The organism is Enterococcus sp. FDAARGOS_375, assembly GCF_002393265.1.
Classification (GTDB): domain Bacteria; phylum Bacillota; class Bacilli; order Lactobacillales; family Enterococcaceae; genus Enterococcus_D; species Enterococcus_D innesii.
Map to the genome: position 1 here is coordinate 894,771 of NZ_CP023515.1, position 24,319 is coordinate 919,089.

The window sequence follows — 24,319 nt, forward strand, 5'->3', positions numbered from 1 at the left end:
TTTCAAATCAATGTGTATTTTTTCCCCTATGTGTCGAAACGCGAATCCCAACTGCCCCAACGTTCGGGTGGCTGATATCCGACCATAAGAGATACGGTTCATCAGCATTTTTATAGATTGGTAACGGTTTTTTTGTGGCGAGATCAATTAGCTCGTCTTCTTCAGTTGCGTCGATCTCTGTTAAAGGAATCTGTTCGCAAACCACTGCAGCGATACTGCGAAATGCAAAATGAGCCTTGCCGTCTTTTTGATAGGTCAAATGCCATTCATTTGGCCAAGCTGTTGGTCTCGCCCGCGTTTCATAGATGCCTTCACCATATAGCGCCAACCAATGGCCGATTTCTTCTAAGCGTTGGGTCTCTTCGAATGTAAATTCGCCCTCAGGTGTTGGGCCAACACCTAAAATCAAATTTCCCCCTTTGCTGACTACCTCAATCAAGGTTTCCAGCAGTTCTTGGCTGCTCTTAAAAGTATCATTCGGCACATAGCCCCAATCATTCCCAATCGGGATATTGCTTTCCCAAACTTTTTTAGGAATTTCCGCTAATGCAGGAATTTTGCGTTCCGGTGTCACATAATTTTCATGACGGCCACCCATCATCCGATCAACGATGATCAATTCCGGCTGTTTCTCACGCGCAATCTCAGCTAAACGATCCATTTGTAGGTCTTCTTTGCCTTGTCCGCACCAACCGGCATCTAACCAAAGAAAATCGACTTTTCCGTAATTGGAAGTAATCTCTGCAATCTGGCGATGCACAGACGACACATAACGCGCCCAAATTTCTGGATGAAGGTGGGTGTCGTAGCTGGCATGACGGCCTTTGACCGTATCATCATCCAACCAGTAAAAAGGAGAATACCAGTCAGCTTTAGAATAGTAGGCTCCTGTTGCAATCCCTGCTTCTCGAAATGCCGTAAACACTTCTTGCAATATATCGCGTTTAAAGGGACTTAATTTCCCACCGATTTTAAACTCTGATTCCATAGTATTGAACATCGAAAACCCGTCATGATGCTTTGTCGTGAACAAACAGTACTTAAATCCTGCATCCTTACAGATCTTGGCCCATTTGCGGGTATCCAGCTTCTTCGGCTCAAACTGATTAATCAACTGCCAATAATCCAAACGTAGTGCTTCGATAGTTTCTCGATAGGGCTGGTTTTCTCTAGCCCATTCATCTTTTTCAGATAATTGCCATGATTCAACGATCCCCGCTTCGGCATATAGCCCATAATGGAAGATCACTCCGAATTTCAAGTCTTGAAACCATTCCAGACGCTGCTTGAGCATTTCTGTTTCTGGGACCCACGCTGCTTGCTCTCTCTCCTTGGCTTCTTCAATATCGCCGCGAATTTTTGTCATGCATTTGCACTCCTTTCTTTGTTCTAAATGTAAGCGAAAAAAAGTCCATCTAACAATATGTAACTTTTTTCACTGTGTTAAACCAAGCAAGAGCGTTTGTAACATTTGTAATGAAGAAAGCTTCCTTCCATAAAAACGTGAGGAGAAATAAAGCGGGTCAAACATATTTGCTGTGTTTTTCCTGTATGAGATGTGTGGTTTTTTTCATCCATGCCCACTATCCATGGATCAATGGTACGATAAGAACAACAATTAAAGCGGATACAATATGGTTATCCGTAAGAAAGTGAGGATCTTATGAAACAATCCAATGGTCTTTATCATGTTTCCTATCAAGTCGGTGAATGGCTCCTCCATTGCCTAAAATTGCAGTTTCTTTGGTTCTATTGGGTTTTGCGATACGGGATATTTTTAGGGATTTTTCCTGCCACCGCTACGATCATTCAAGCTTTTTTCGACAGTTTCCAAAAAAAGGGACGACCAGCGGCTTTGAAGTCTTGGTTCAGAACTGTCGTGAAAAAAAATTTCCGTCGCGCCAATCAATTAGGAGCCATGCAAGTGGGTTTGCTGCTTTTCTTATGGCTAGAATTGCGCATCTCTAGTACCTTTATCCAAAATAGCTTGATTCACTTTTTTTTGCTGCTATTGTTTATCAGTGCCCTTTTGATCAGCTTGTATCTGCTGCCAGTGTATTTGCGTTATGACTTGACCCTTCTTCACTATTTTAAACAAGCGGTAATACTGATGGTTATCAGTGTTCCCCAAACGATTGCGATGATTTTGGGAATCTTAGTAACTACAATCATTTTGACTTTTTTACCGATTTTATTAGTCATCGGCTTTGTTCCTTTTTTCCTTTTTCCCAATAGTTGGTTCTCTTTTCAAGCGATCCAATGTTCAGAATCATTGCTGATAAAAGAAACTTAAGAAGGGACGTTCGTGATGAAAGACATTTTTATCCAAAGTAATGAAAACCTTGATGATTTTTTTAGTAACATACTACCGGAACTAGCGTTGCGAGAATCACCGCAAGGGCATCCATTACAGCTGATTCAACGGCCCGGTTCTCTGAAAATTTGCCACGGTCCGCTAGAAACAATCATTTACTATCAAGAAAAAGCCCATTTGTTTCGGGCGTTGACCTTGTGGTTGCATGAGGACCGCCCTGTCTATATCCTGGAGGAACACCCTCATTTTGAAGCAATTGGACCAATGATCGATTTGTCCCGCAATGCAGTAATGACCGTTGAAAAACTGCAACGCGTTATTCTACTGACAAGCAAGATGGGGCTTAATCGCCTCATGCTTTATATGGAAGACACTTATGAAATTCCAGAGTATCCTTATTTTGGTCATTTACGAGGCCGTTATACACAAGTTGAGTTAAAGAAGCTTGATAGCTATGCGCAATCTATAGGTGTAACTTTGATTCCAGCGATTCAAACATTGGCACACTTAACGAATCCCTTAAAATGGGGATTTGCTAAAAACATTCGGGACACGGAAGATATTTTACTGGTGGGAGAAGAAGAAACGTATACCTTTTTGGAAGCAGCGATCCGTTCGATCCGTTCGTGTTTTACGACGGATCAGCTACACATTGGCATGGATGAAGCTCACCAATTGGGGAAAGGAAAATATTTGGTAGTGCACGGTTTAAAAGACCGTTTCTCGATTATGGCCGAACATCTGCAGCGGGTAGCTGTGCTTTGTCAAAACGTGGGTTTTAAGCCGATGATGTGGAGCGATATGTTTTTTAGGATCGGTGCACCTACTGGTGATTATTACGATCCAGACGTGTGTTTTCCAACAGAATTGTTTGCTGACCTTCCTGCTGTCAAAATGGTTTACTGGGATTATTACCACAATGATTATGCCTCTTATCAGCGAATGTTTGCGAAACATCGGGAATTAAAACAGCCAATCGTCTTTGCTGGAGGTATCTGGACTTGGAACGGTTTGGCGCCGAACTATGGCAAAAGTTTCGCCACCATGCGTCATGCCTTGCAAGCCGCCAAAGAAAACGATGTTCAGGAAGTCTATGCCACACTTTGGGGCGACGACGGAGCTGAAACACCGTTGATTGCTGCGCTACTAGGTTTGCAATATTTCAGTGAAGCACAGTTTGGAAACGACCTTTCGTTAGAGAATTTAACTAAAAAATTTCAGCTCTTTCACCAATCAATAGCCAGCGATTTTTTACTGCTTGATCGCTTTGATCAAACTGCAGGTGTACCAAAAAACAATCCTCACGGAGAAAACCCCAGCAAGCTGCTGCTCTACCAAGACTTGCTGTATGGTTTGTATCATGAAAACTTAACCGATCTTTCTTTAGCATCCCACTATCAAGCATTGGCTCAAGAGTTGGCCGCTGTGAAAGCAACACGGGACACACAAACGATGTTTGCCTTTTATCAGCAGCTGGCTGATGTTTTGGCACAAAAAGCCTGTATTACCAACCAAATCACCAGTGCCTATAAAAGCAAGGATCGCAGCGGACTGCGCCAAGCAGTCGATGAGCTCAGTGTCTATAAATCCGCCTTGCAATCCCTTTATGAAGCCCATCGTCAAGTCTGGTTTGACTGGAATCGACCTTTCGGTTTTGAGAGTATCGATCTGCGCTACGGCGCCTTGCTGATGCGCTGCGACACGACACTCTGGCGGCTTACTGCCTTCTTGGACGGGGAGCTCGATACTTTGGAAGAATTAACTCAACCGTCCTTACCAATGGTGACCCCTTTCAGCGGCAGTACTTCTGTGGGTCGCAATTTATTTCATGGAATCTATAGTGCGGGGAAAATTTCTGATGTTTAAAAGAAGGAGTGAGAAATTATGAAAACATCCTTGCTGCGCCGAACCATCATCGTGAGTTTACTGGCTGTTGTTAGCCTATTCTTTCTCTATTTTCTAACAACCGATTCTTCTGCTCCAGTTCATGCCCAACCTTCAGAAAAACTGGAGATGACAGGTAATATTACAAATCAAGCAGCGGCGGAGGCTTGTTTGGCAGTGCTGAAAGAAAATTTACAAGCAGCCTCTGACCAAGACGCGACAGCTTATGCCGCCACGCTCGTGGCAGCGGCGCGAGCAGAGACGACCCAAGAATTGGCTGATTTTTTTGCAGAAGAACAGCTGCAGCACACGCTGCTTTCTTTTGAAGTCGTTAAACAAGAGACAGGATCCATGCTGGTCGCGGCGCAACAGAAAACGATCAGCCCAAAAGATTCTTCCTACCGTGATCACATCACAGAGGCTTACCATACTTTCGTTAAGGAAGCAGATGGCTGGAAAATTCAAGAAACAGTCATGACGAATACCGAATTTCTTTAAGTGAGTGAAAAAGGAGTGATTTTTAATGAGAACGTATAGGAACTGGCCTGCCAACTACCCTGACCCAAACTGGTTTCTCCATGATCGGTTTGGCTTATTCATCCATTTCGGCCTATTCAGTATTGGCGCTCGACACGAATGGTTTATGACGACAGAAAAAATTGAACCTACCACCTATCGCGAGAACTATTTTTCTCAGTTTGATCCTGATCTTTTCAACGCGGAGGAATGGGCTCAAACCGCAAAGAAGGCCGGTTTTCAATACATGGTCTTCACGACGAAACATCATGAAGGCTTTGCCCTTTGGGACACCGCGCTCAGCGACTACAAAGTAACCAACACCCCATTCAAGCGAGACCTCTTAGCAGAACTGCTGCCGGCATTTCGCAAGGTCGGCATTAAGGTCGGACTGTATCATTCGCTGATTGATTGGTATCATCCAGATTTCACGCTCGACGGCCTGCATCCGCAACGAGAGACTATTCAAGCCCGTCAAACTAATGACCAGCGGGACATGCGCCGTTATCAAGATTTTTTGGCCGGTCAAGTCACCGAACTATTGACCAATTATGGGACCATTGATTATATGTGGTTTGATTTTCCTTATAGCCATCGAGATTGGGGCTGGTCAAAAGGCAAAGGTGCCGCCGATTGGGATAGCGAACGGATCGAAAAAATTTGTCGAAACCTGCAACCGAACATGCTGCTGAATGACCGTTTGGATTTGGGCCGCGGAATTACCACCCCTGAGCAATTCCAACCAGACAAACCATTAGAAGCGGATGGATTGCCTTTAATATGGGAGGCTTGCCAAACGATGTACGAAACGTGGGGCTATGATCGTGATGCTCAGCACTGGAAATCCAGTGAAATGATGACCAAAGTGCTGATTGACACAGTAGCAAAAGATGGGAACTTTCTCTTAAACATCGGCCTGACTGCTCGTGGAGAAATCAACTTACCAACTCGCAGCCATTTAGAAGCTATCGGTTCATGGATGCATTATCATCAGCAAGCGATTATCGGCTGTGGTGCCAGCTCTTTTCAATCGCCTATTGACAGTCGCTACACCCAAAACGGGAATAAACTTTACTTGCACCTCTTCTCCTACCCCTACAAATCCTTGCATCTTCCGGGACTTGCAGGATGCGTGAAGCATATCCGTTTCTTACATGATGGTTCCGAGTTGTTTTATCGAGGATTTGATCCCGAGGAAGTTCTCACTTCAACGGAAGCCATCATCAACAAAGAGGACCTTGTTCTCAGCTTACCCGTCTGCCCACCAGATGTGTTGGTACCAGTGGTCGAAATCACTTTAAAAGAAACATAAGCGCCTATTGCACTGTGTTAAATGAATATTTTTATTGATACAAAAACATTGTCCTTACTTTCTTTACAAAAAAATGACTAGGAACTGATCGTTTCTAGTCATTTTTTATGGCTATTTTTTCAAGAACTCCCCAAATTCGCTTATACGAAAGTAGCAAACTAGCTTGTTGAACAGGTGATGAGAACATCCAGACGAGTTGCTTGCTTAATCCTTCCTTAAAGGTACTTACCACGGGAGGGTCAAAGTTTCTTGGACAAATAAAGAACAAGATCGTCATTGTTGCAACAAGGCGCATTCATCGCACAATTCTGATTATTGAACCAAACACCAGACCCATCTGGAATATAGCCTTGTTTTACATACAGTCTCTGGGCCGATCCATAACCAGTGTGTAAACCTACCCCCAAAGTCACCACGGCAGCTATTTCTCGTGCCTTTTCTTCGGCTGCTTTTAAAAGCTGACTGCCTACCCCTTGTTTTTGATAGGATTCAAAAACATTAAAATCCGCAATTTCTGGATACAAGCCTTTAAATGGCCCGTGCTTTGCTAGAGGGACCAAAGTCAAATACCCGGCAGTTTTGTTGTTTATTTTGGCAAGCAAAACGTATCTCTCCCCCGCTTCTTGCTCATTTAAATACTCCATCAAGAGCTGCTGGCGAGAAGGCCACCCTTGCTTTAAAAACATTTGATCCATTTCAAGAATATCTTTTCTCTTCAACGGTTGAATATCTATGATCACTTATTTGCTCCATTTCTCCCCTCACTCGGAGTTACGTTCATTTTATCAAAAATACTATTGGCTGTTGTTTCACTTGTCGTTATACTTATTCAGCATAAAGAAAGCAACAGGGATTGTTAGCGATGCGCCCTTTCACCCAATTCCTCTAACAATCAGCTGAATGTCGCTTCCCACCCATCATAAAGCTTTTGAAATGTCTCTTTTGGTCGGTTTGGCTCATTATAAACTTTTTGGCTAATGGCCGCTTGGAGCCAAAAAATCGCTTGGATCACTTCACGGCTAGTCTGAGCCTCAGGTACATCCGCCCAGACGGATAAAGCGATCGCCTGTGTTTGGGCAAGCTGTTCCTGTCCAACTTGTTGTCCATTGGCAAACGTCGTCAACTGGAATTCATTGCTGATTTTTTCGTAAGTTGGATAGGTATACCCTGCCGCTTCTCCTAAGACATAATAGAAAAAATTATCATTGTGATTGATCATGGTATAGCCCTTTTCAAAAAAGACTTCCGCCGGCGCCATATTTTGGTTCCAACGGGTCCAATAGGAGATTTGGCAATTCTCCGTCAACGTTGTCTGCTCTTGGCGATTCAAGCGGTAAAAACCATCATTCCAGACCCGCACAACAAAGCCGAGACTTTCAACAAAGACCGCCAGCTCATTGACATAATCAATAAAGACTTCGATTCCGCTGGCTTTTTCCCCATAGCGCTCGCGGGCTGCTTCGATCATTTGTGGAAAGTTTTCTAACTGGTCAAAATCAATAAACTCATCGGCCCCGATGTGAAAATAAGTGCTGTCTTCAAACAGTTGCGCATATTCCCGATAAACTTCCTGAATAAAGGCTACCGCTTCTGAATCCAAAATGTTTAGTGCTCGATCATCACGCGTGCCAGCTGCTGTCGGCAATTGCCACTGAGGTTTTTGAGCCAACACTTGTCGCAAATGACCAGGAGAATCAAAATCAGGGATGATGGCAATTTCATGGTTTTGGGCATACGCAATCAATTCACGAATCTCCTGCTTGGTCAAATATTCTTCCGAAACAATTTCTGGAAATTGCTGGGATTCAATCCGAAAGCCTTCGTTTTCCGAAAAATGAAGTTGCAGATGCGTGAATTGGAAGCAAGCCATGCTGCGGATGATTGCTTTCAAATCAGCTAGCGAATAGAATTTGCGCCCGATATCGATCATCAGACAGCGTTCTTTAAGCGCTGCTAGATAGCTTTTCTGTGCTAATTGATCCGTCGCCTGATCTCGGCCATATTTGGTTAACGCGTAAAAGGCATGTTCTGGCGAGGACACACTGATTGTTTGGTTTTCAAATCGAAAATCAGCATCCAGCTGCGGATCGACCACTATTTTCGGTAACGGATCTTTCGCCGACTGCCAACCTATTTCCTCAAAAAAGACGGCTGCTCGTTGCTGAGCTTCTGTCAAATCAACTTGTTTGTTCATCTCATTTTCCCTCATACTTTCAATAATTTCTCATTTTTTGGTTCATTTCACGGTATTGCCCTGGTGTCACACCCACTATTTTTCGGAACTTTCTCGTATAATTGGAAACATCATAATACCCATTGTTGCGAATAATTTCTTTGATCGGCAAATCTGTCTCAATCAGTTCCTCTTTGATTTTTTTCAGCCGTAGTTCTTGAATATATTTGGAGAAGGTTTTGCCGCTTTCTTTTTTTACAAAACGGCTGACATAAGAGACAGATACACCCACTTCTTCTGCCACCGATTCTAGCGATAGCTGAGAGGAATGGTAATTTTCTTGGATAAAACTGAAGATTTTCTCATTCATTTCCGACTCATCATCCAGCGGTTGTTTCTGCACTTTCGTGCAAATCTGCTGGGCAATCGTTAACAAGGCCGTTTGCAATTGATTCAAGCTGTTGAAATCAGCACTTTCAGAAGCGGTATGCAGTACTTCTGCCCCCACCAATTCACCGCCGACTTGTGCGATCGTATTCAACAAGTAGTAGCCATACATTTTTTGGACACGCGGCGAAGTCTGTTTACTCTCGCCTTCTTCGATCAACCGCTGGATCGTTTCACTGGCAATCTCAATATTTCCTTGATTCAAGGCTTGGATCAATTTTAATTTTTGATTGTCTGGATAATTGATTGGCAAATGATTGGTCTCTTGGGAAAGTTCCGCATAGTAGCTGATTTGCTTCCCTTGACTTCCTTGATTTTCCAGTGCCGCCAATCCTTCGATATACGATTCATTAATAGCCGTTAGTTGATCCACCGTCATCCCGACACCCATTGCGGGTGTTAGAGAGATCGCATGGGTAATTTTTTCCGCAATGGCATCCACAATTTCTTTTTGTTCTTTGCCATCAACAAACCCTATGGTCAACGCTAGCATTTCTTTGGATAAAATTTCCGTCGCATATGCCGTATAATCTGCCTCTTTGATTTCCTCGATATAATCGATCAGAAATTTTTTATCTCCTTGCTTGGCTTTGGAATCCACAGTTTTCGTATCAATGGCGATCACAAAGTAGTTTGAATTAGGAAAGCAGACATGAACTGCTTCCAAAAGCAGAGCCAATTCTTGCTAGGACCGAAAACGTCCGCTCATTAATTTGCGCAACACTTGCTCTCTGGCATGAGGTGTTTGCAGGCGGACTTCTTGATGCAGTTCTTGGTGCTCTACCAAAAATGCCGCCAAGGTATTATGGACATCATCCATCGAATGAAGGGTCATTTTTGGATCACGATGAAACTCCTGAACTAGATTTTCGATTTTGCGAATCGGCCGATAACTACGTAAACCAAGCATCACGACTGCGGTGATCCCCGTAAACAATATGGCAATAAATACTAGGACGAACTGCTCTTGTACACGGTTGACCGATGCCAGCGCTTGATTCGGATTAGCAACGGCTACCACTGAAATATTCAATTCATTATTGGCAATCGCTTGAACAAAATACGTTGATTGTTCAAACCGCATTCGTCCTGTTTGAATGCCTTTTTTCATGCGATCGGGATGATTCAAAAAGCGCGCTAACTCATCATTGGTGGTACTGGCTAATAACTGGTACTCATCATTGATAATATAGGTGTTACTGATCCCATCGTTATTGCTGAGATCAAGAATTCTCTTCAAATTGTTCTCTTTGATTTCATAGATCGCTGAGCCATAGACAGTCATCTCTTCACTTTGAATGGGAACGATATAAAAGAAGCGGGAATAACGCTGCTCCTCACCGGCGCCTTCTAATGTCAACAATGTAGGCGCTGAGGAATCCAATTGTGCGGCTAACTGTTCCTGGCCCATTTCATTTTTCGGCAGTACTTTTTTCAAAAATGTGTCAAAAGAGAATGATCCGACGGTTGAATACAAGGTTGCTGGGGACTCTTTATAATATAAATAGACTTCTTCGACTAAGTCGTTGGTGATTTTGTATGTTTGCATGGCCTCTCTTGCTTCTTTGGTCAAGTAAGGATGCTGCAAATATGTCAATGAGACAACATGATCATTGGTCATTTTTTGCGTCAGATAATTCAATTGAATAAACGTATTTTCTAAAGAATATTTCAACTGAATCAATTGGTTTCTAGCGGTCAGCATCACCTGTTCATTGATACTTTTGACAGAGGTATCATACCAAATCCATGACACGGCTAAAAAAGGCACTAAAAACACGATTAAATAAGAGCTGATGGCACGAATGATTCCCCTAAATAGTTTTTGACGATTCAGTTCCGTGTACTTTCCCATTTGCATCACCTATTCTCTGTTATTTCGAAAGCTCAAAAACGCTTTCATTTATCGGTACTTATTTAGGAGAAAAGAATGTATGATACTCTAATAAAATACGCTTTATTTCAATAAAAAACAATGCTTTTTTACAAGTCAGCTATCAGGCTTGTATATTCTTAACCAGTTATAACAAGCCCCCAACAAATTAGATTCATTGCCGAAACGACAGGCACAAATTTTGGGCACGATAACAGTACTGGGAATCTGCTCAGCAATCATAGCTAATCGTGCGTTTACATGTGGGATCAAGAAACGGCTCGCACTGATTCCACCGCCAATCAAGATGATTTCCGGATCAATCATATATTGCAGGCTATAGCAAGCTGCCGCCAGCTTATCGACAAAATCATCTACTACTGGCAGACATCGCGGATCTTGTTCTTGAACCAGTGTATCAATACGCTGACCATTGATTGTTGGGTCTCCGATGCGTTTTGCTGTTTTCTCTACTAAGGTTCTGGTTGACCCTGCGATGCTCCAAAGTTCCCAATCCTTCCTTTCGGTCGGAAAAAGCATATAACCAAACTCTCCTGCTAGTAAGTGTTTGCCGCGAACCAGTTGATGATCGATCATCAAGCCACCGCCAACGGATGTACCTAGAACAATTGTCGCAAAGGACGCACAATTTTGAGCGTGACCCAACCACTTTTCTGCCAATAACGCACAGTTGCCATCATTTTCGGCAGCCACTGGACATTGGTATGTACTGCGCAAATGCTTAACCAGTCTTTTACCAAATCCTTCATATAAAGGGGATGTCATCCCGATTTCTTGGCTTCGGGGATCAACCAGTCCCGTTGAGCTAATAGCAATGCCATCAAATGCTGCTGCATAGAATGCATCGATCTGTCGACATATACGTTGCGTGACTGTGGAATATTCCTTGTTCATGGGAAATTGAGTCAATTGTTTACGTTCCCCCTGACTATTCACTAACCCACATTTAATAGCAGTACCGCCAATATCAATTGCTAAAATCCACATTTTGTTGACCTCACAAGGTTTTCTTTTGTCTTAGATTCAGTATACGCAACCGATGTTTTTCTCGACCATATGTATTTCTTGCAGCAATGTGTCAAATCCTTTAAAGCATTGAAAAAGCGCGAAATAGAAGATTTTTGGCATTTAAAAAGAGGACCATTAAAAAGCCAGCGATAGCTTCGTAACTTATTTTTCTAGCACTTGAAAGAGCTGATGTCCCCCTCAGCTTCACAAAAATTTGCCTCATTCAAAGCAAAAAAACGACCTCATTGGATGTAGTTAACTGAGAAACTAAAAAAGGAAGCCATTGCATCTCTTTTTCTAATGGGATAAGCGATGTGGGTAAAAACAAAAAAAGCGATCACACATAAGGCATCAGCCCATGCGTGATCGGTATTCAATTTAATCATTGATTTTTAGAAATAGATTGAAAACTTTCTAAGAATATATTGGCAAATTCTTGGTAGCAAACAGAACATAAATGCGTAGTAAGAACACTTCATTTTTTTCTCTGACTTATCATTGTTCCTTTGATTCATAAAACCTCAAAAAACTTGTTTGCTCTTTCAAAACAGTTCCTGTTCCAAATAATCCACCAACGGAACCAAGTACTTTTTATCCGTCCAATCACAATCTTGTCCATTGGCTTCCATGAGCGCCTTCGTCTGTGGGTCATAGGTATGTGGCTCTTTTTTAACGGCAGCTTTTCTTAACATCTTCACTAAGGTCCGATCAAAAAAGGTCATTTTGCTTTCCTGCCATTGCCCTCTTCCGTAGAAAAGCGGTATGTCTTTTAATTGACCCGTGAGATTCTGTTCTCTGAGTTTTTTCACCACATCTTCTTCAGGAGCAGAGGCTCCCGCACAAAAGATAAGTATCTCTTTGTCTTTTAGCTGGTTGCTATTCTTTTTTAAAAAGGACAGTCCAGCAATGCCGGAAGCATAGATTCCCCCACAGAAGATAATTGTGTCATAATCCATTACTTCAGCTATTTTCGCTTTTGGAGTTTCTACGCTAGAAAAACCTGTTGCTTCTTGAAGCCAGTGAACATACTTTTTGACAGCGCCGTATTTCGATTGGTAAACAATAATGCCGTTTTTCATGGGGGAACTCCTCCCTGCAGTTAGGACTGCGACTTATTTTTCTGTGGAATCTATTGCCTGTTTCAAAAACATTTCGTACGCTTTTTCCTGTTGTGCATAGATTTCATCTAGTGGAATACCGGGTGTCGTTACTGAGAAAATCGTGCCGATTCCGATGGTGTAAATCAGCATATGCAAGTGTAGCTGTTTGGCGGTTTCTATGCTAATGTTCAAATCGGCGGCAATCCTTTTTGCTACTTGAGGATTCGTTTCCAACTGATACAGCTCTTCTAATGATGAAACATTCGTTCTTTTTTGCAATACAAATAATTTCAAAATATGTGGTTCTTCTTTGGCAAGTTGCACATATGCATGTCCGGTACTACGAAACAAATCACGCTTGTCAATATGGGCTGCTAAATACTCTTGTAAAAATTGCTGTGCTCTCTGTTCTACCTCGGTCCGCAGCCCCTCCATATTGGTGCAGTAACTATAAATCGGCTGGACTGAACAGCCTAACTTCTCGGCAATGTTCTTGACGATCACTTGCTCCATACCGCCTTTTCGCGCAATCTCAAAAGCAGCATCAACCACCATTTCCTTTGTTATTCGTTGTTTTGGCATCCATCATACTCCTATACCTTAGTTATATAAACAATTTATATAACTCAATTATATTTATTTGATCCTTAGAAGTCAATCCGTTTCGAGACACCTTTCGATCCTCTTTCTGGAAATAAGTGGGCAGCGTTTCTGTCAGCCCCACCTCTCATAGTCTACTCAAATTTATACGCTATTCAGTTTATAACGATACTGGTTGTTTTATCCGCACAAAAAAGATACAGCCCACAGAAAAAGGCTGTACCGTTGATAATACGTATGGACTCTTTTACATTCGAAGTTGCTAGACTTCGGGTGTCTCCTCTGATGGTGCTTCGGGGATCGGTTCTTCGTCTTCATACAAGGAGGAAACCCGCGTATACCATTCAAATACATGGGTAATGATCACCTTGGCAGCTGCATAGACAGGAATCCCTAAAATGACCCCAACAAGGCCAAATAGTTTTCCTGAAGTCAAGAGGACTAAAAGAATCGTGACAGGATGGATCGACAATTCGTTTCCTAAAACTAACGGTGAGATCAAGCGTCCTTCAATGGTCTGCTCAATGACAAAGACGATCAGGACTTGGATCAGCAATACCGGCCCACCAACAATTCCTAAAAAGACCGCTGGAATCATGGCCAAAAAAGATCCTAAATAAGGGATCAAATTTAAAAAGCCAGCTGCAATGCCTAGTGTGATGGCATAATCTAAGCCAATAATACTAAAGCCGATCATAAACATCACTGCGACCGCAAACGCCACTGTCAGCTGTCCCCGAATATAGGAGGATACCTGGTCATTCATTTCTTTTAAAACGATCAGTGACGGCTGGCGCATTTTGGTTGGTAAAAATTTGACAAAATAAGGGGCTAGTTTGCGGCCATCTTTCAGTAGGTAGAACAAAATAAACGGCATGGTAATGACCGCTAAAACGATCGTCGCAACGGCCCCGAAGAAACTGCCTAGATTTTGAATCGTGCTGCGGGAAAGGTTTTGGACGATATCCGTCAGAGAAGAAATCAGCTTCTCATTGGAAGCTTCGATCTGCTCTTGGACTTGCGAGAAGATTGGATCAGACAAGATTTCATTTACCTTATTCTCAATAATCGTCAAGTAGCCTGGCAAATTATCCGCAAAACTCATGGATTGCTCTTGAATCTTAGGGATGATCACCACCACACCCCAGACGATCAGACCAACCACTAAAATAAAGAGACCGAAAATACTGTAGATTCGCTTGATCCCTTTGCGTTCTAAGTAGTCAACAGTTGGATTCATCAAGTAATATAAAATGCCCGCCAAAATGATTGGCAATCCGACGATAGCTAAAAATTGCCAGACAGGTTCAAACAAATACGACACTTTCGTAAAGAGCAGCAAAATCAAGAGAATCAATAAAATGACCAGCAAGCTGGTCACTGCTTGATTGTTTAAAAACCATTTCCAAAACCAGGAATGCGGCTTTTTCTGCGTTTCTTTCATGACATTCTTTGCCTCCTAGTTGTACGTCACTTGCATGCCGACTTCGAGGTTCGGCAAAACAGTTGGCGTTAAATAAATCGCACTTGAAAGCGGATCTTCCGCCGGCTCTTCGTCAAAGACAAAGGTCACATGCTGGATCGTTTGCAGGATTTGGTTAGCCACCGTTCCTACATATTGGACTTGATAGGTCTGATCACCAAAAGTGATCTGATCCCCTTTTTTGACGACTAACGCTTGCGAATTAGGAATCGTTTGAATGACTGAATATTCTCGCAGTGTGTCGGTCGCTTCTTCCCCAAAGAAGATGATCATTCTTTCTTGTGAATCGATCGCTTGTGGACCAATTTCTTTGATCGTCCCTTTTTTCATATGACAAACTCCCCTTTCTATCTTCTCGTTTATTATAACATAAAGAGTTTTTCTACCCGCCCAAAACCGCATTCTATGGTAGAATTAAAGAGGAATGAAACTATTAGGAGGTTTTTTTATGTTGCAAACGATTTATTTAGGTACGTACACTCGTCGCGAAAGTAAAGGGATCTATTCGATCGCTTTAGATACGGAAAAAGGAACACTGACCGATTTGACCTTATGTGCGGAAGAAAAAAGTCCGACTTATCTTGCCCGCAGTAAAAAAGAAGCAGTTTACAGCGTCACAGAAGTAGCTGGCAACGGCGGCGCCGCTGCTTATACTCCAGACTTTACCTTGCTGAATACCGCAACGGAAGAAGGCGCACCCCTTTGCTATGTAGCAGTTGATGAAAACCGTCAGCTTTTATATGGTGCCAACTACCACAAAGGTGAAGTGAATGTTTATAAAATTCTAGAAGATGGCAGCATCGAAGCAACGGACAGCATCTACCATGATGAGCCCGTCGGCTCTCATGAAAACCAAGACAAACCTCATGTCCATTATACTGACTTAACACCAGACCAACGTTTAGCAGTTTGTGACCTTGGAACGGACCGGGTCTATACTTATGATATTTCAGAAGATGGCAAACTGACAGAAGTTGCCGTTTACGTGGCAGAAGACGGAACTGGTCCACGTCACTTGGTCTTCCATCCAAATAACCAATATGCTTACTTAGTGGGCGAATTAGACAGCTCATTGACTGTTTTACGCTACAATCAAGCAGATGGCAGTTTTGAGAAAATCCAAAAAGTGCCAACGATCCCTGCGGACTTTACAGATTTCAACAGTGGCGCTGCGGTACGTATCTCGAACGATGGACGTTTTGTTTACAGCTCAAATCGTGGCCATAATTCAATCGCTGTTTTTGAAGTAACCGATGAAGGCGCTGGCCTGGCTTTTGTTCAATCAATCTCGACTGAAGGCGACTTCCCTCGCGACTTCGATTTGGACCCGACAAACGATTATCTCGTTTGTGCCAACCAAAATTCTGATAACCTAACGTTATACAAACGCGATGAAGCCACTGGCAAATTGACTGTCTTAGAAAAAGACATCTACGCACCAGAATGTGTCTGCGTCTTATTCAAAAAATAAAGTTTTGGAGGATTCCCCCATGTTTGATAAAACACCAAAGGAACTTGTGCTCAAAGATTTTTCTAATATCTACAATAAATGTCAGTCAACCTTTGAACTAGTGACGAGCCGCAAATACAATGAATCATTGGTCCTATTAACGACTGCGGAAACGTATGCGATCGCTGAAAAAGCCTATATTCGCTGCGATACTGCCAAAGAGCTGCAAACAGCGGAAGTCATTGCTTTCTTTGATGCTTTTGAGATCTATTATTTTGAATTAAAACAAGTCCTTTTTCATGATGACGATGACTTTGTTTCTTTAAAAAATCGTTTAGAAAAAATGAAAGACACTTACGAAGCATTGACAGCCTCATTTCATTTGTTATGATGAAATCAAATCAAAAGTGAAAAAGGTGACGTTATGAACCAAGAACAAGTGTTGGATCGTTTACGAGAAGAATTGGCGATGCCATTTTTCGAAGCAAAACTAGAAGACAAAGACTATTCCGAAGAAGACTATCAACAAGTCAAAGCGGATTTGGTAAAATACTTTGATGATTATGTACGTAATGTAGAAAATTAAGAAACAGCCTGCGATGAAGGAATCATCGCAGGCTGTTTTGCTATTATAACGTCACTAGAAAGTTTTGATTCGTCGTAGCTTCGATCTGAGGATGCTGTTTTAAATAGTCAGCAATCAGTTCTGTCATATCGACTTGGATCTCACGAACGATTTTTTCGGCAGAAAACATGGCGTAGTTGCCACCACCTACAGCACGGTATTGGTTGATGACGATCTCTAATTCTTGGTCCATCGCAATAGCTTTTTCTTCAAAGTCCAAGCGGGTGATTCGCTGACCGACGGGTTGACTAAGATCGATCGTATACTCGATGCCTTCATACATATCGTAGTTATAATATTGCGGTTTTGGCTCAATAAAAGCAGGATTGAACACGATCTGACCGTCAACAACGGCTAAATAATCCGCCGTTTGTTCTAAAGCGGCTTTTAATTCAGCACCTGTTACTTTGACTACAGCTAACGTATTTGGGTAAATATAATTGGTGATCACATCCCGCATCGTGATGGTTGAGCCAAAGCCCTTGCCTTCATTGTTGAAAAGAGCAGTGCCAGAAATTTTGGCGCCGCTGGCAGCCATCTGAACACGATTGATAAATTCAATATAAGGATGCTCTTTCAAGCGTGCCCCCATTGGATCGATGATTCGCATATCCCCACTGACTTTGCCTAACGGCTGATCTAGCCATGTTTGTAATTCTTCTTCGATAGGTGCTAACAAAGCCAACGTCTCTTGATCTGGGAGAGCATCCGCAACAGGGATCAACGCAGCCGTACTGTTTGTGACATGAACCCCTGTCTGATTTTTTTCAACCGTCAATTCGATGGCGCCGATAAAGCTTCCACGATAACCGGGCTGTACAACGGGAACACCATTGATTTTTGTGGCGATCTCACGATGCTGGTGTCCTGTGAAGAAGGCATCGATTCCTGAGACTTCCTGCAATAATTGATAGCCCTCATTTTCGCCGGTCAATAATTCAGTCGGTTCCCCAGTGACTAAATCACGCTCGAAGCCGCCATGATAACTGACAACAACAATATCGGCTTGTTCTCGTAAGTAAGGTACATAGTTTTTCGCTGTCTCAACGATGCTGACAAACTGCATCCCGCGAATCGTCGCAGGCTGTTCCCAGTGAGGAATATACGGCGTCACAATTCCTAAGATCGCGATCTTGACCCCTTCTTTTTCAATGATGGTGTAGGCTTGTCCAAAAAATGGTTCTCCCGCTTCATTTAAAATATTCGCTGCCAGTACTGGTGTTTGGTAGCTGGCGATCGCTTCTTGCAAATAAGGCAGACCGTAGTTGAACTCATGATTGCCTAAGACATGAACATCAACGTCTAGGTGGTTGACGACAGCGGTCAATGCGGCAACGGAATGCTGGCTCTTGGCGATGTAATAGCTTAAGGGTGAGCCTTGGATAAAGTCGCCATTTTCGATCGTTACGACCGGCCCGGAGGCTGCTTGACGTAGCTCTTTCATTTTGGTGGCAACTTTTGCCACGCCGAATCCTTGTTCCGTATCATCGGCAAAATTGGTTGGATAGACATAGCCATGCATATCGCTCGTTTCTAAAAACGTGATTTTCATTCAAAAGACTCCTTTTCCCCTCAATAGACCAAAAGGGCATGCGCATAAGTCGAAAACCCTCGAAAGCCAGCATTTTCTGCTTCCTTGTGTCTTCAAACTTTATGGCACAAACCCTTTGGTGTTTCATTCTCAGGTGTTTCCCTGATTATACCCTATTTTGACGAAGAAATTCAGAATTATTGGTTCCAAGCATCTTCTAATTGTGGTTTTGCATTTTCAATCAATTGATCGACATCTTGATCTGTATTAGACAAAATGTTTTCCATGATTGAACGCATTTCATTGTAAGCAGGATCAGCATTTTCAATCACTGGGATCGAGAACAATTCTTTGGTTGCGTCTTCTAATTTGGCAGCTACTTTTGTTTCAGGATTGTTTTTGTATTCATCGCTTTCCAAAACAGATTCAACAACTGGCATGTAGCCGGTATCGATTGCCCATGTTTTTTGCGCTTCTGGCGAAGTTAAGTATTTCATGTATTCAAAAGCAGCAGTACGTTGCTCTGGTGTTGCGCTGTTGAACATGTACAAGTCAGTTCCTTGTTGCAAGTTGATGGCTTCTGGACGAGCTGCTACGTCATATTCGAATTTGCCTTCAGTATCTTTCTTAACAAAGCCTTCCCCTGCGATGGAGCCGACATACATTGCGACTTGCTTGTTAGCAAATGGTCCAGACAAGTATTGATCAGAACCAGCGATTCGGAAGTAGCCGTCTTTGACACCATCTAGGTAGTAGTTGATGACTTCTTTTGATTCGTCACTATCTAGTTGCAAGTCTTTGTCAAAATCAACGCCTTGGTTTTTCATTGCGATGGCGTAGTAGTTGTTTAATGAGTCAAAACCAGCACCGACTACTTCACCGTTTGATTTTTCATAGATTTCTTGAGAAGCTTCTTTTAATTCTTCAAGGTTTGTTGGTACGTCAATACCATACTCGTCTAACATGTCTGCATTGTAAAACAGCATTTCTGTTGATTTGTTGAATGGAATCCCGTATTGCACGCCGTCGATTTGTGCGCCTTCTAAAAGGGCACTGCGGATCTCTTCTTGGTCACCCCAACCGATAGTATCATCGTTGATGTATTCGCCAAGGTCAACCAACATGTCATCTTGGGCAGCATTCCATAACCAACCAGGATATGCTTGGGTGATAGTTGGCAGATCTTTTGGTGAAGGCAAGGTTGAATTCACCTTTGCTTGTAGATCAGAGTAGCTGGATTGGTTTTGCAATTCGATCTTGATGTTTGGATTTTCATCCATGAATTGCTCCGTCAATTTCGTCAATGATTCTTCTTGCGCACCATTCATTGCATGCCAAAAGGTGACAGTCGTATCTTCGCTTAGTTCTGTAACGATTTCATCACTTTCCGTAGAACCAGATGAATCGTTGTTGTTTCCACAAGCCCCTAATACCAATGTCGCGGCTGCAGCTGCTGCAAATGCAAGTTTCTTTGTTTTCATTTTTTCCTCTCCTCTATCACTCTAAAATAATTTTTTCACCGCGTTGCGGCAATATTCTTTCACCGTACGGATTCACCAGATTTTCTGGTTTCAGCGTATGGATTGGAACCAATCGTTGGGGCTCGATCCAGGCAATGATCTGATCTAAATCAGCTGGTTTTGCATGTCCCGAGTTTGGCAAACGGACAAATTCGATCTCCAGTGCTGCCAGTTGATCCAAAAAGACTTGGTAAGCTGGATCAAAATCGCCTAACGGCTGTGCATCACTATGAATATACAATCCACCTGTTTGCAAGTTTTCAAAATGCGCGATTGCTTGCCAAAGGTACTGGCTCCTGTCGGCACATAATGCCTGATAAGAAATAGCGAAGGCTGGATCGAGGGTCGCTGGTACTTGATCATCGATCGTATAGAACGGTACATCTTTATCGAAAATTTCTTTCAACAATGCGGCTTGCGTCGCCTCTAGAACAACCGTCCGTGGTGCGGCTTCGACAAGCGCCATAAAGCGCTCGACATTGGCTGGATAGCCATTGAAGGTAATTTGTCGTTGAGGATTTTCTTTGACCAAACGCACAAACGTCTCGATCAATTCTGTTTCACTTTCCACCGTGATCGCATTGGGATCCGGTTCTCTTTCTGGGAAGCTGATGCTGACCCCTTCCATCATCAATAGATCCGTGTGTTTGGCTAATTGACAGAATTCTTTGGTACGCTCTGGATGATAGCCATGCAAACGTAAATCACCGGTATAAGCAATAAAATGATCCGGCGTGCGAATCAACAAAGCTGCCGCTCCATAAGCATCATGATCGACTGGAATGATCTCGACTTCAATTTCCCCGACTCTAATCACATCGTGAGGTTCTAAGCCGATCAATTCACGGACAAAGCTTTTTTCCTCATGAGGAACGGGCAGCAAGAAGTCCCCTTTTTGATTCAACACTTCAAGGATCGCTTTGGTTTCCTTCAAGGTGTACATAGGAATATTTGGGTCTAAAAAGTTGATCATTTTTGAGTGATCCAGATGGGCATGGGAAAGGAAGACTGCTGTTTCTTGGTATTCTTTCGTTTCACTGCCTTGATACGTGTAGTCTAAGCGTGGATCGTAGACATTTTTCAGTTCTGGTATCCAACGGTGGGAGACTAGAGTTTGTATTTCTTCATCTGGTAAAGGTGTTTCTGGGTGGTATTCCGAACCGAAGTCAAAAAAGATATGGGCATCTTTATACGCAACTTCGATGACGGTCCCTCCAATCGTTAAGATCCCGCTATGGAAGGTGATCGTTGTTTTATCCTTTGATGCCATCTTTAGCCACTCCTTTGATAATTTCTTTTCTAAAGATCAAGTAAATGATCAGAATTGGAATGACGGTCAAGGTCGCTGCCGCCATTTGTAAATGAACGTCACTGCCGCTTTCTGTGGTAAAGGCAGCCAACCCATTATTTAAGAGGCGGTATTTTTTCTCATTGGTCACTAACAACGGCCATAAGAAGGAATTCCAGCTAGAGATGAACGTCAGAATCCCGACTGTCACTAAGGCTGGTTTTGACATGGGGATCAAAATCCGGCGGATATAAGCTAGGTCGCTGGCACCGTCAATTTTGGCTGCCTTATAAAAGGTATTAGAAATACTTTGTAAATAACCGTTTAAATAATAGATGTAAAAAATACTGGTCAAAAAGGGAATGATCAAGGCACTATACGTATTCAATAAGCCCATTCGCGCAATCGTATTGTAATTGGTGAAAATGATCGATTCATAAGGAACCATCAATAACGAGATCATCAAGCCAATCACGAGACGTTTGTATTTGAATTCAAGACTTGTTAATGCAAAGGCAGCTAGAATCGCCGTGATCAGCGTCGCGATAGTCGTCACCGCAGAAACGAAGACCGTATTAAAGAAGTAGCGTAAAAAAGGTGCTCGGGTAAAGACTTCCCCGTAGTTGTTCCACTGGAAAGACTCCGGCATGATCGTTGGGGGAATACTGGTTGCTTCACTGTAGGTCATTAGCCCAGCCAAGATCATATAGACAAAGGGAAACAGCGTGATTACTGCTAAAATTGCTAAAAACAACATCGAAACAATCGTCACAATTTTTTTCATTCGTTTATTCGCCCACTTTCTTCAAAAGTTTATTTTGGATAAAGGTGACGAGCAAAATAATGATGAACAAGATCACGGTTGCCGCCATTGCAATCCCCGGACGTCCGGCAATATGGAATTTGTCATAAATATAAAAGACTGCTGTCGTTGCACTACGAGCGATCCCTGGCTGGCCGCCAAACAAAGCATATACTTGAGTATAAACTTTAAAGGCACTGATCAGATTGACCGTCAACAAGAAAGCAAAGGTCGGGATCAACTGCGGAAAGGTGATTTTCCGAAAAATTTCGCCATCGGTAGCGCCAAACATTTTTGCGATTTTATAGTGTTCTTTGTCGATGTTGCGCATTCCTGCCAACAAGATAATAATGTTGAAGGCGAGGCTCGTCCAAACGCCGAAGATGATCAAAGTCGTCATACTCATGTTGACGTTATCTAGCCAATTGACTGGCGCAATGCCGACAAGACCTAGCAGATAATTAATGATCCCGTAAGAGCCATTGAAAAAGTAACGAAACACGATCCCGATCGCAATCGTACTTGTGACATAGGGCATAAAGAAGATCGTTTCAAAAAAACTTTTGTATTTGACTTTTTCAAAAATGATCCAAGCAATCGCTAATGAGAGAATCAGCGAGATCGGCACGACCGCAAAAGCAAACAGCGCTGTGTTTTGCAGTGCTCGAAAGAATACGGGGTCCGTTAAAACCCTTTGATAGTTCTCAAGCCCAGCATACTGTTGGTTAATCAAGGTTCCTTTTTGGAAACTCATGATGAAGGAACGAAACAGCGGATACACACTGAATAAGAAAATAATGACCAATGAAGGCAGTAAAAACAGCCACGCCTTTGGTTGATTCTCAGGGTTATAATTTTTTTTGAACATTAGTAGACCCGCTCTCCTTTTTCATCAAAGATAAAGGCTTTTTTGTAATGAAAATCAAATGACACTTGCGCGCCTTCTTCAATGATCTCTTCAATACTAACGATCGATTTCATATGTTTTTCAGCCAGATCAAAGTTCAAGATTCGTTCTCGTCCGATCAGCTCTACACTCTTGATTTCTGTTTGGAACAACCCTGCTTGTAAAGTGGTCAGCACATCTTCTGGACGAATACCTAACGTATATTGGCCGTCTGTCAATGGTTTTTTGAAGCGAATGTCGGTAAAGCGGTCAACCGGGATCGTAAACGCTGGATGGATCATTTGTCCCTCTTTGACTTCTACTGGCAAGATGTTGATGATTGGATTACCAATAAATTTCGCTACGAAAAGATTGTTTGGTTCTAAGTAAAGGTTTTGCGGATCATCATTTTGCTGAATGATCCCTTCGTTCATCAAAATGATCTTATCACTGATAGAAAGAGCTTCTTCCTGGTCATGAGTCACGAAGATCGTGGTGATACCTACTTCTTTGACTAACCGACGGATCTCTTCACGGATCTTCAAGCGCAAACGGGCATCTAGGTTACTCAATGGTTCATCCAGCAGTAAGACTTCTGGACTTTGTACCAAAGCACGAGTGATAGCGACCCGTTGCTGCTGTCCACCGGAAAGGGTTCCAGGTTTTTTCTGACTTAATTCTTCAATATTGGTCAGTTTCATGAACTTCTCAGCAATTTTTTGTGCTTCATTTTTCTTGATTTTTTTCTCTCCGACTGTCAAGGGAAACATGACATTTTCTAACACAGTCATATGGGGATAAAGGGCATAATTCTGAAAAACAAACCCGATATTGCGGTCTTTCGGCTCTGTCTTAACAACGGAAGTACCATTAAAGCGGATATCTCCATCGGTGGGACTTAACAACCCCGCGATCAAATTCAATATCGTCGATTTCCCACAACCACTCGGTCCCAACAAACAAACCAAATCGCCTTTTTCTATTGTAAAATCTACTGCTTTCAAGGCTTCAAACTTATTATCGAAAACCTTCTTCAACCCGACTACTTCTATCAAAACTGCCCCTCCATTTTCTCTTTTTCCTCCGAATAGTTGACTGGCATTTCAAGTCACAAAAAAAACGAACTCTTGATGTTTCGGTCAAACGCTCAAAGAAATTCGATTTTAATCATAACAAACGAATGTTTTTATTCGATACTATTATTGTAAATGTTTTGTAAAAATCATTGGGAATTATGAAAGAATTTTTAATTAATTTACCTAATAATGAGAAAACGATGAGTGGCTCAAAGAGGATTATCCCCACTAAACACGAACATTTCGTCATTTTTCGAAAATTTTCATGAAAAAATGAATGAATTTTATCAAATATATGCAGCTGTGTATAGTAACACTATTTTTACACTTCTTTTTTATCAAAAGCACCCTTAGTATTTATTTACTAAACCTGTCAGTAAATTCCCGTTTAAAATAACAAAAAAAGAACG

The 24,319-nt window shown here is 42.4% G+C and carries 21 protein-coding genes and 1 pseudogene; 7 read left to right on the top strand and 15 right to left on the bottom strand.

All coding sequences use genetic code 11. The features are described from left to right. Positions 1-7: 7 nt before the first annotated feature. Entirely contained in the window at positions 8-1,366 is a 1,359-nt protein-coding gene (locus CO692_RS05190) for an alpha-L-fucosidase (protein ID WP_096741748.1), read from the bottom strand. A 297-nt stretch (positions 1,367-1,663) separates the two neighbouring features. Between CO692_RS05190 and CO692_RS05200 the strand changes: the two genes are divergently transcribed. Genes CO692_RS05200 through CO692_RS05215 form a run of 4 tightly spaced genes read left to right on the top strand, consistent with a single transcriptional unit; the run spans position 1,664 to position 6,026 of the window. After that, positions 1,664-2,293 carry a DUF624 domain-containing protein gene (locus tag CO692_RS05200; protein WP_096741749.1) on the top strand — a complete coding sequence of 210 codons (630 nt, stop codon included), beginning with the start codon at positions 1,664-1,666 and terminating at the stop codon, positions 2,291-2,293. Positions 2,294-2,308: 15 nt separating this feature from the next. Continuing rightward, positions 2,309-4,180: a beta-N-acetylhexosaminidase gene (locus CO692_RS05205; RefSeq protein ID WP_096741750.1), complete on the top strand. Its 1,872-nt coding sequence runs from the start codon at positions 2,309-2,311 to the stop codon at positions 4,178-4,180. 18 nt (positions 4,181-4,198) lie between these two features. Continuing rightward, positions 4,199-4,696: a hypothetical protein gene (locus CO692_RS05210; protein ID WP_096741751.1), complete on the top strand. Its 498-nt coding sequence runs from the start codon at positions 4,199-4,201 to the stop codon at positions 4,694-4,696. A gap of 25 nt (positions 4,697-4,721) precedes the next feature. Continuing rightward, positions 4,722-6,026 (top strand): alpha-L-fucosidase, encoded by a 1,305-nt coding sequence (locus tag CO692_RS05215; RefSeq protein ID WP_096741752.1) that lies wholly within the window; start codon positions 4,722-4,724, stop codon positions 6,024-6,026. Between the two features lie 239 nt (positions 6,027-6,265). On the opposite strand, the gene CO692_RS05220 is transcribed toward CO692_RS05215, so the two are convergent. The 8 genes and pseudogenes from CO692_RS05220 to CO692_RS05255 form a co-directional block, all read right to left on the bottom strand. Further along, complete coding sequence (locus tag CO692_RS05220; RefSeq protein WP_081117758.1) at positions 6,266-6,766, bottom strand: GNAT family N-acetyltransferase; 501 nt, start codon at positions 6,764-6,766, stop codon at positions 6,266-6,268. Between the two features lie 152 nt (positions 6,767-6,918). After that, on the bottom strand, positions 6,919-8,220 hold the full coding sequence (locus CO692_RS05225; RefSeq protein WP_096741753.1) for a family 20 glycosylhydrolase: 1,302 nt from the start codon (positions 8,218-8,220) through the stop codon (positions 6,919-6,921). A 19-nt stretch (positions 8,221-8,239) separates the two neighbouring features. Beyond that, positions 8,240-10,507, bottom strand: a pseudogene (locus tag CO692_RS18085) (helix-turn-helix domain-containing protein). A 129-nt stretch (positions 10,508-10,636) separates the two neighbouring features. Further along, a complete protein-coding gene (locus CO692_RS05235; protein WP_096741754.1) occupies positions 10,637-11,527 on the bottom strand; it encodes an ROK family protein in 891 nt (296 codons plus the stop codon). Between the two features lie 563 nt (positions 11,528-12,090). Continuing rightward, positions 12,091-12,627 carry a flavodoxin domain-containing protein gene (locus CO692_RS05240; protein ID WP_081117762.1) on the bottom strand — a complete coding sequence of 179 codons (537 nt, stop codon included), beginning with the start codon at positions 12,625-12,627 and terminating at the stop codon, positions 12,091-12,093. Positions 12,628-12,660: 33 nt separating this feature from the next. Then, positions 12,661-13,230, bottom strand: coding sequence for a TetR/AcrR family transcriptional regulator (locus CO692_RS05245; RefSeq protein ID WP_096741755.1), 570 nt, complete (start codon positions 13,228-13,230; stop codon positions 12,661-12,663). Between the two features lie 280 nt (positions 13,231-13,510). Then, positions 13,511-14,692, bottom strand: a complete 1,182-nt coding sequence (locus CO692_RS05250; protein WP_077452243.1) for an AI-2E family transporter — start codon at positions 14,690-14,692, stop codon at positions 13,511-13,513. Positions 14,693-14,707: 15 nt separating this feature from the next. Then, the gene (locus tag CO692_RS05255; RefSeq protein ID WP_096741756.1) at positions 14,708-15,061 is read right to left on the bottom strand and encodes a PTS glucitol/sorbitol transporter subunit IIA; all 354 of its coding nucleotides are present in this window, start codon (positions 15,059-15,061) and stop codon (positions 14,708-14,710) included. A gap of 118 nt (positions 15,062-15,179) precedes the next feature. Here CO692_RS05255 and CO692_RS05260 point away from each other — a divergent pair, with 118 nt between their 5' ends. The 3 genes from CO692_RS05260 to CO692_RS17650 are packed head-to-tail and all read left to right on the top strand — an operon-like array spanning position 15,180 to position 16,767. Further along, entirely contained in the window at positions 15,180-16,202 is a 1,023-nt protein-coding gene (locus CO692_RS05260) for a lactonase family protein (RefSeq protein ID WP_034878296.1), read from the top strand. A 19-nt stretch (positions 16,203-16,221) separates the two neighbouring features. After that, positions 16,222-16,572, top strand: a complete 351-nt coding sequence (locus tag CO692_RS05265) for a hypothetical protein (RefSeq protein ID WP_005233740.1) — start codon at positions 16,222-16,224, stop codon at positions 16,570-16,572. A gap of 33 nt (positions 16,573-16,605) precedes the next feature. Beyond that, positions 16,606-16,767 carry a hypothetical protein gene (locus CO692_RS17650; RefSeq protein WP_005233739.1) on the top strand — a complete coding sequence of 54 codons (162 nt, stop codon included), beginning with the start codon at positions 16,606-16,608 and terminating at the stop codon, positions 16,765-16,767. 43 nt (positions 16,768-16,810) lie between these two features. Here CO692_RS17650 and CO692_RS05275 read toward each other — a convergent pair whose 3' ends face one another. From CO692_RS05275 to CO692_RS05300, 6 genes are all read right to left on the bottom strand, one after another. Continuing rightward, positions 16,811-18,358: a bifunctional metallophosphatase/5'-nucleotidase gene (locus CO692_RS05275; protein WP_096741757.1), complete on the bottom strand. Its 1,548-nt coding sequence runs from the start codon at positions 18,356-18,358 to the stop codon at positions 16,811-16,813. Between the two features lie 176 nt (positions 18,359-18,534). Then, a complete protein-coding gene (locus tag CO692_RS05280; protein WP_096741758.1) occupies positions 18,535-19,818 on the bottom strand; it encodes an ABC transporter substrate-binding protein in 1,284 nt (427 codons plus the stop codon). Positions 19,819-19,834: 16 nt separating this feature from the next. Next, positions 19,835-21,127 (bottom strand): MBL fold metallo-hydrolase, encoded by a 1,293-nt coding sequence (locus CO692_RS05285; RefSeq protein WP_096741759.1) that lies wholly within the window; start codon positions 21,125-21,127, stop codon positions 19,835-19,837. Further along, on the bottom strand, positions 21,111-21,929 hold the full coding sequence (locus CO692_RS05290; protein ID WP_096741760.1) for a carbohydrate ABC transporter permease: 819 nt from the start codon (positions 21,927-21,929) through the stop codon (positions 21,111-21,113). The genes CO692_RS05285 and CO692_RS05290 overlap by 17 nt, the downstream gene beginning before the upstream one ends. A gap of 4 nt (positions 21,930-21,933) precedes the next feature. After that, positions 21,934-22,815, bottom strand: coding sequence for a carbohydrate ABC transporter permease (locus CO692_RS05295; protein WP_008379450.1), 882 nt, complete (start codon positions 22,813-22,815; stop codon positions 21,934-21,936). After that, entirely contained in the window at positions 22,815-23,888 is a 1,074-nt protein-coding gene (locus CO692_RS05300; protein ID WP_096741761.1) for an ABC transporter ATP-binding protein, read from the bottom strand. Before CO692_RS05300 ends, CO692_RS05295 begins: the two co-directional genes overlap by 1 nt. Between the last annotated feature and the right edge of the window lie 431 nt (positions 23,889-24,319).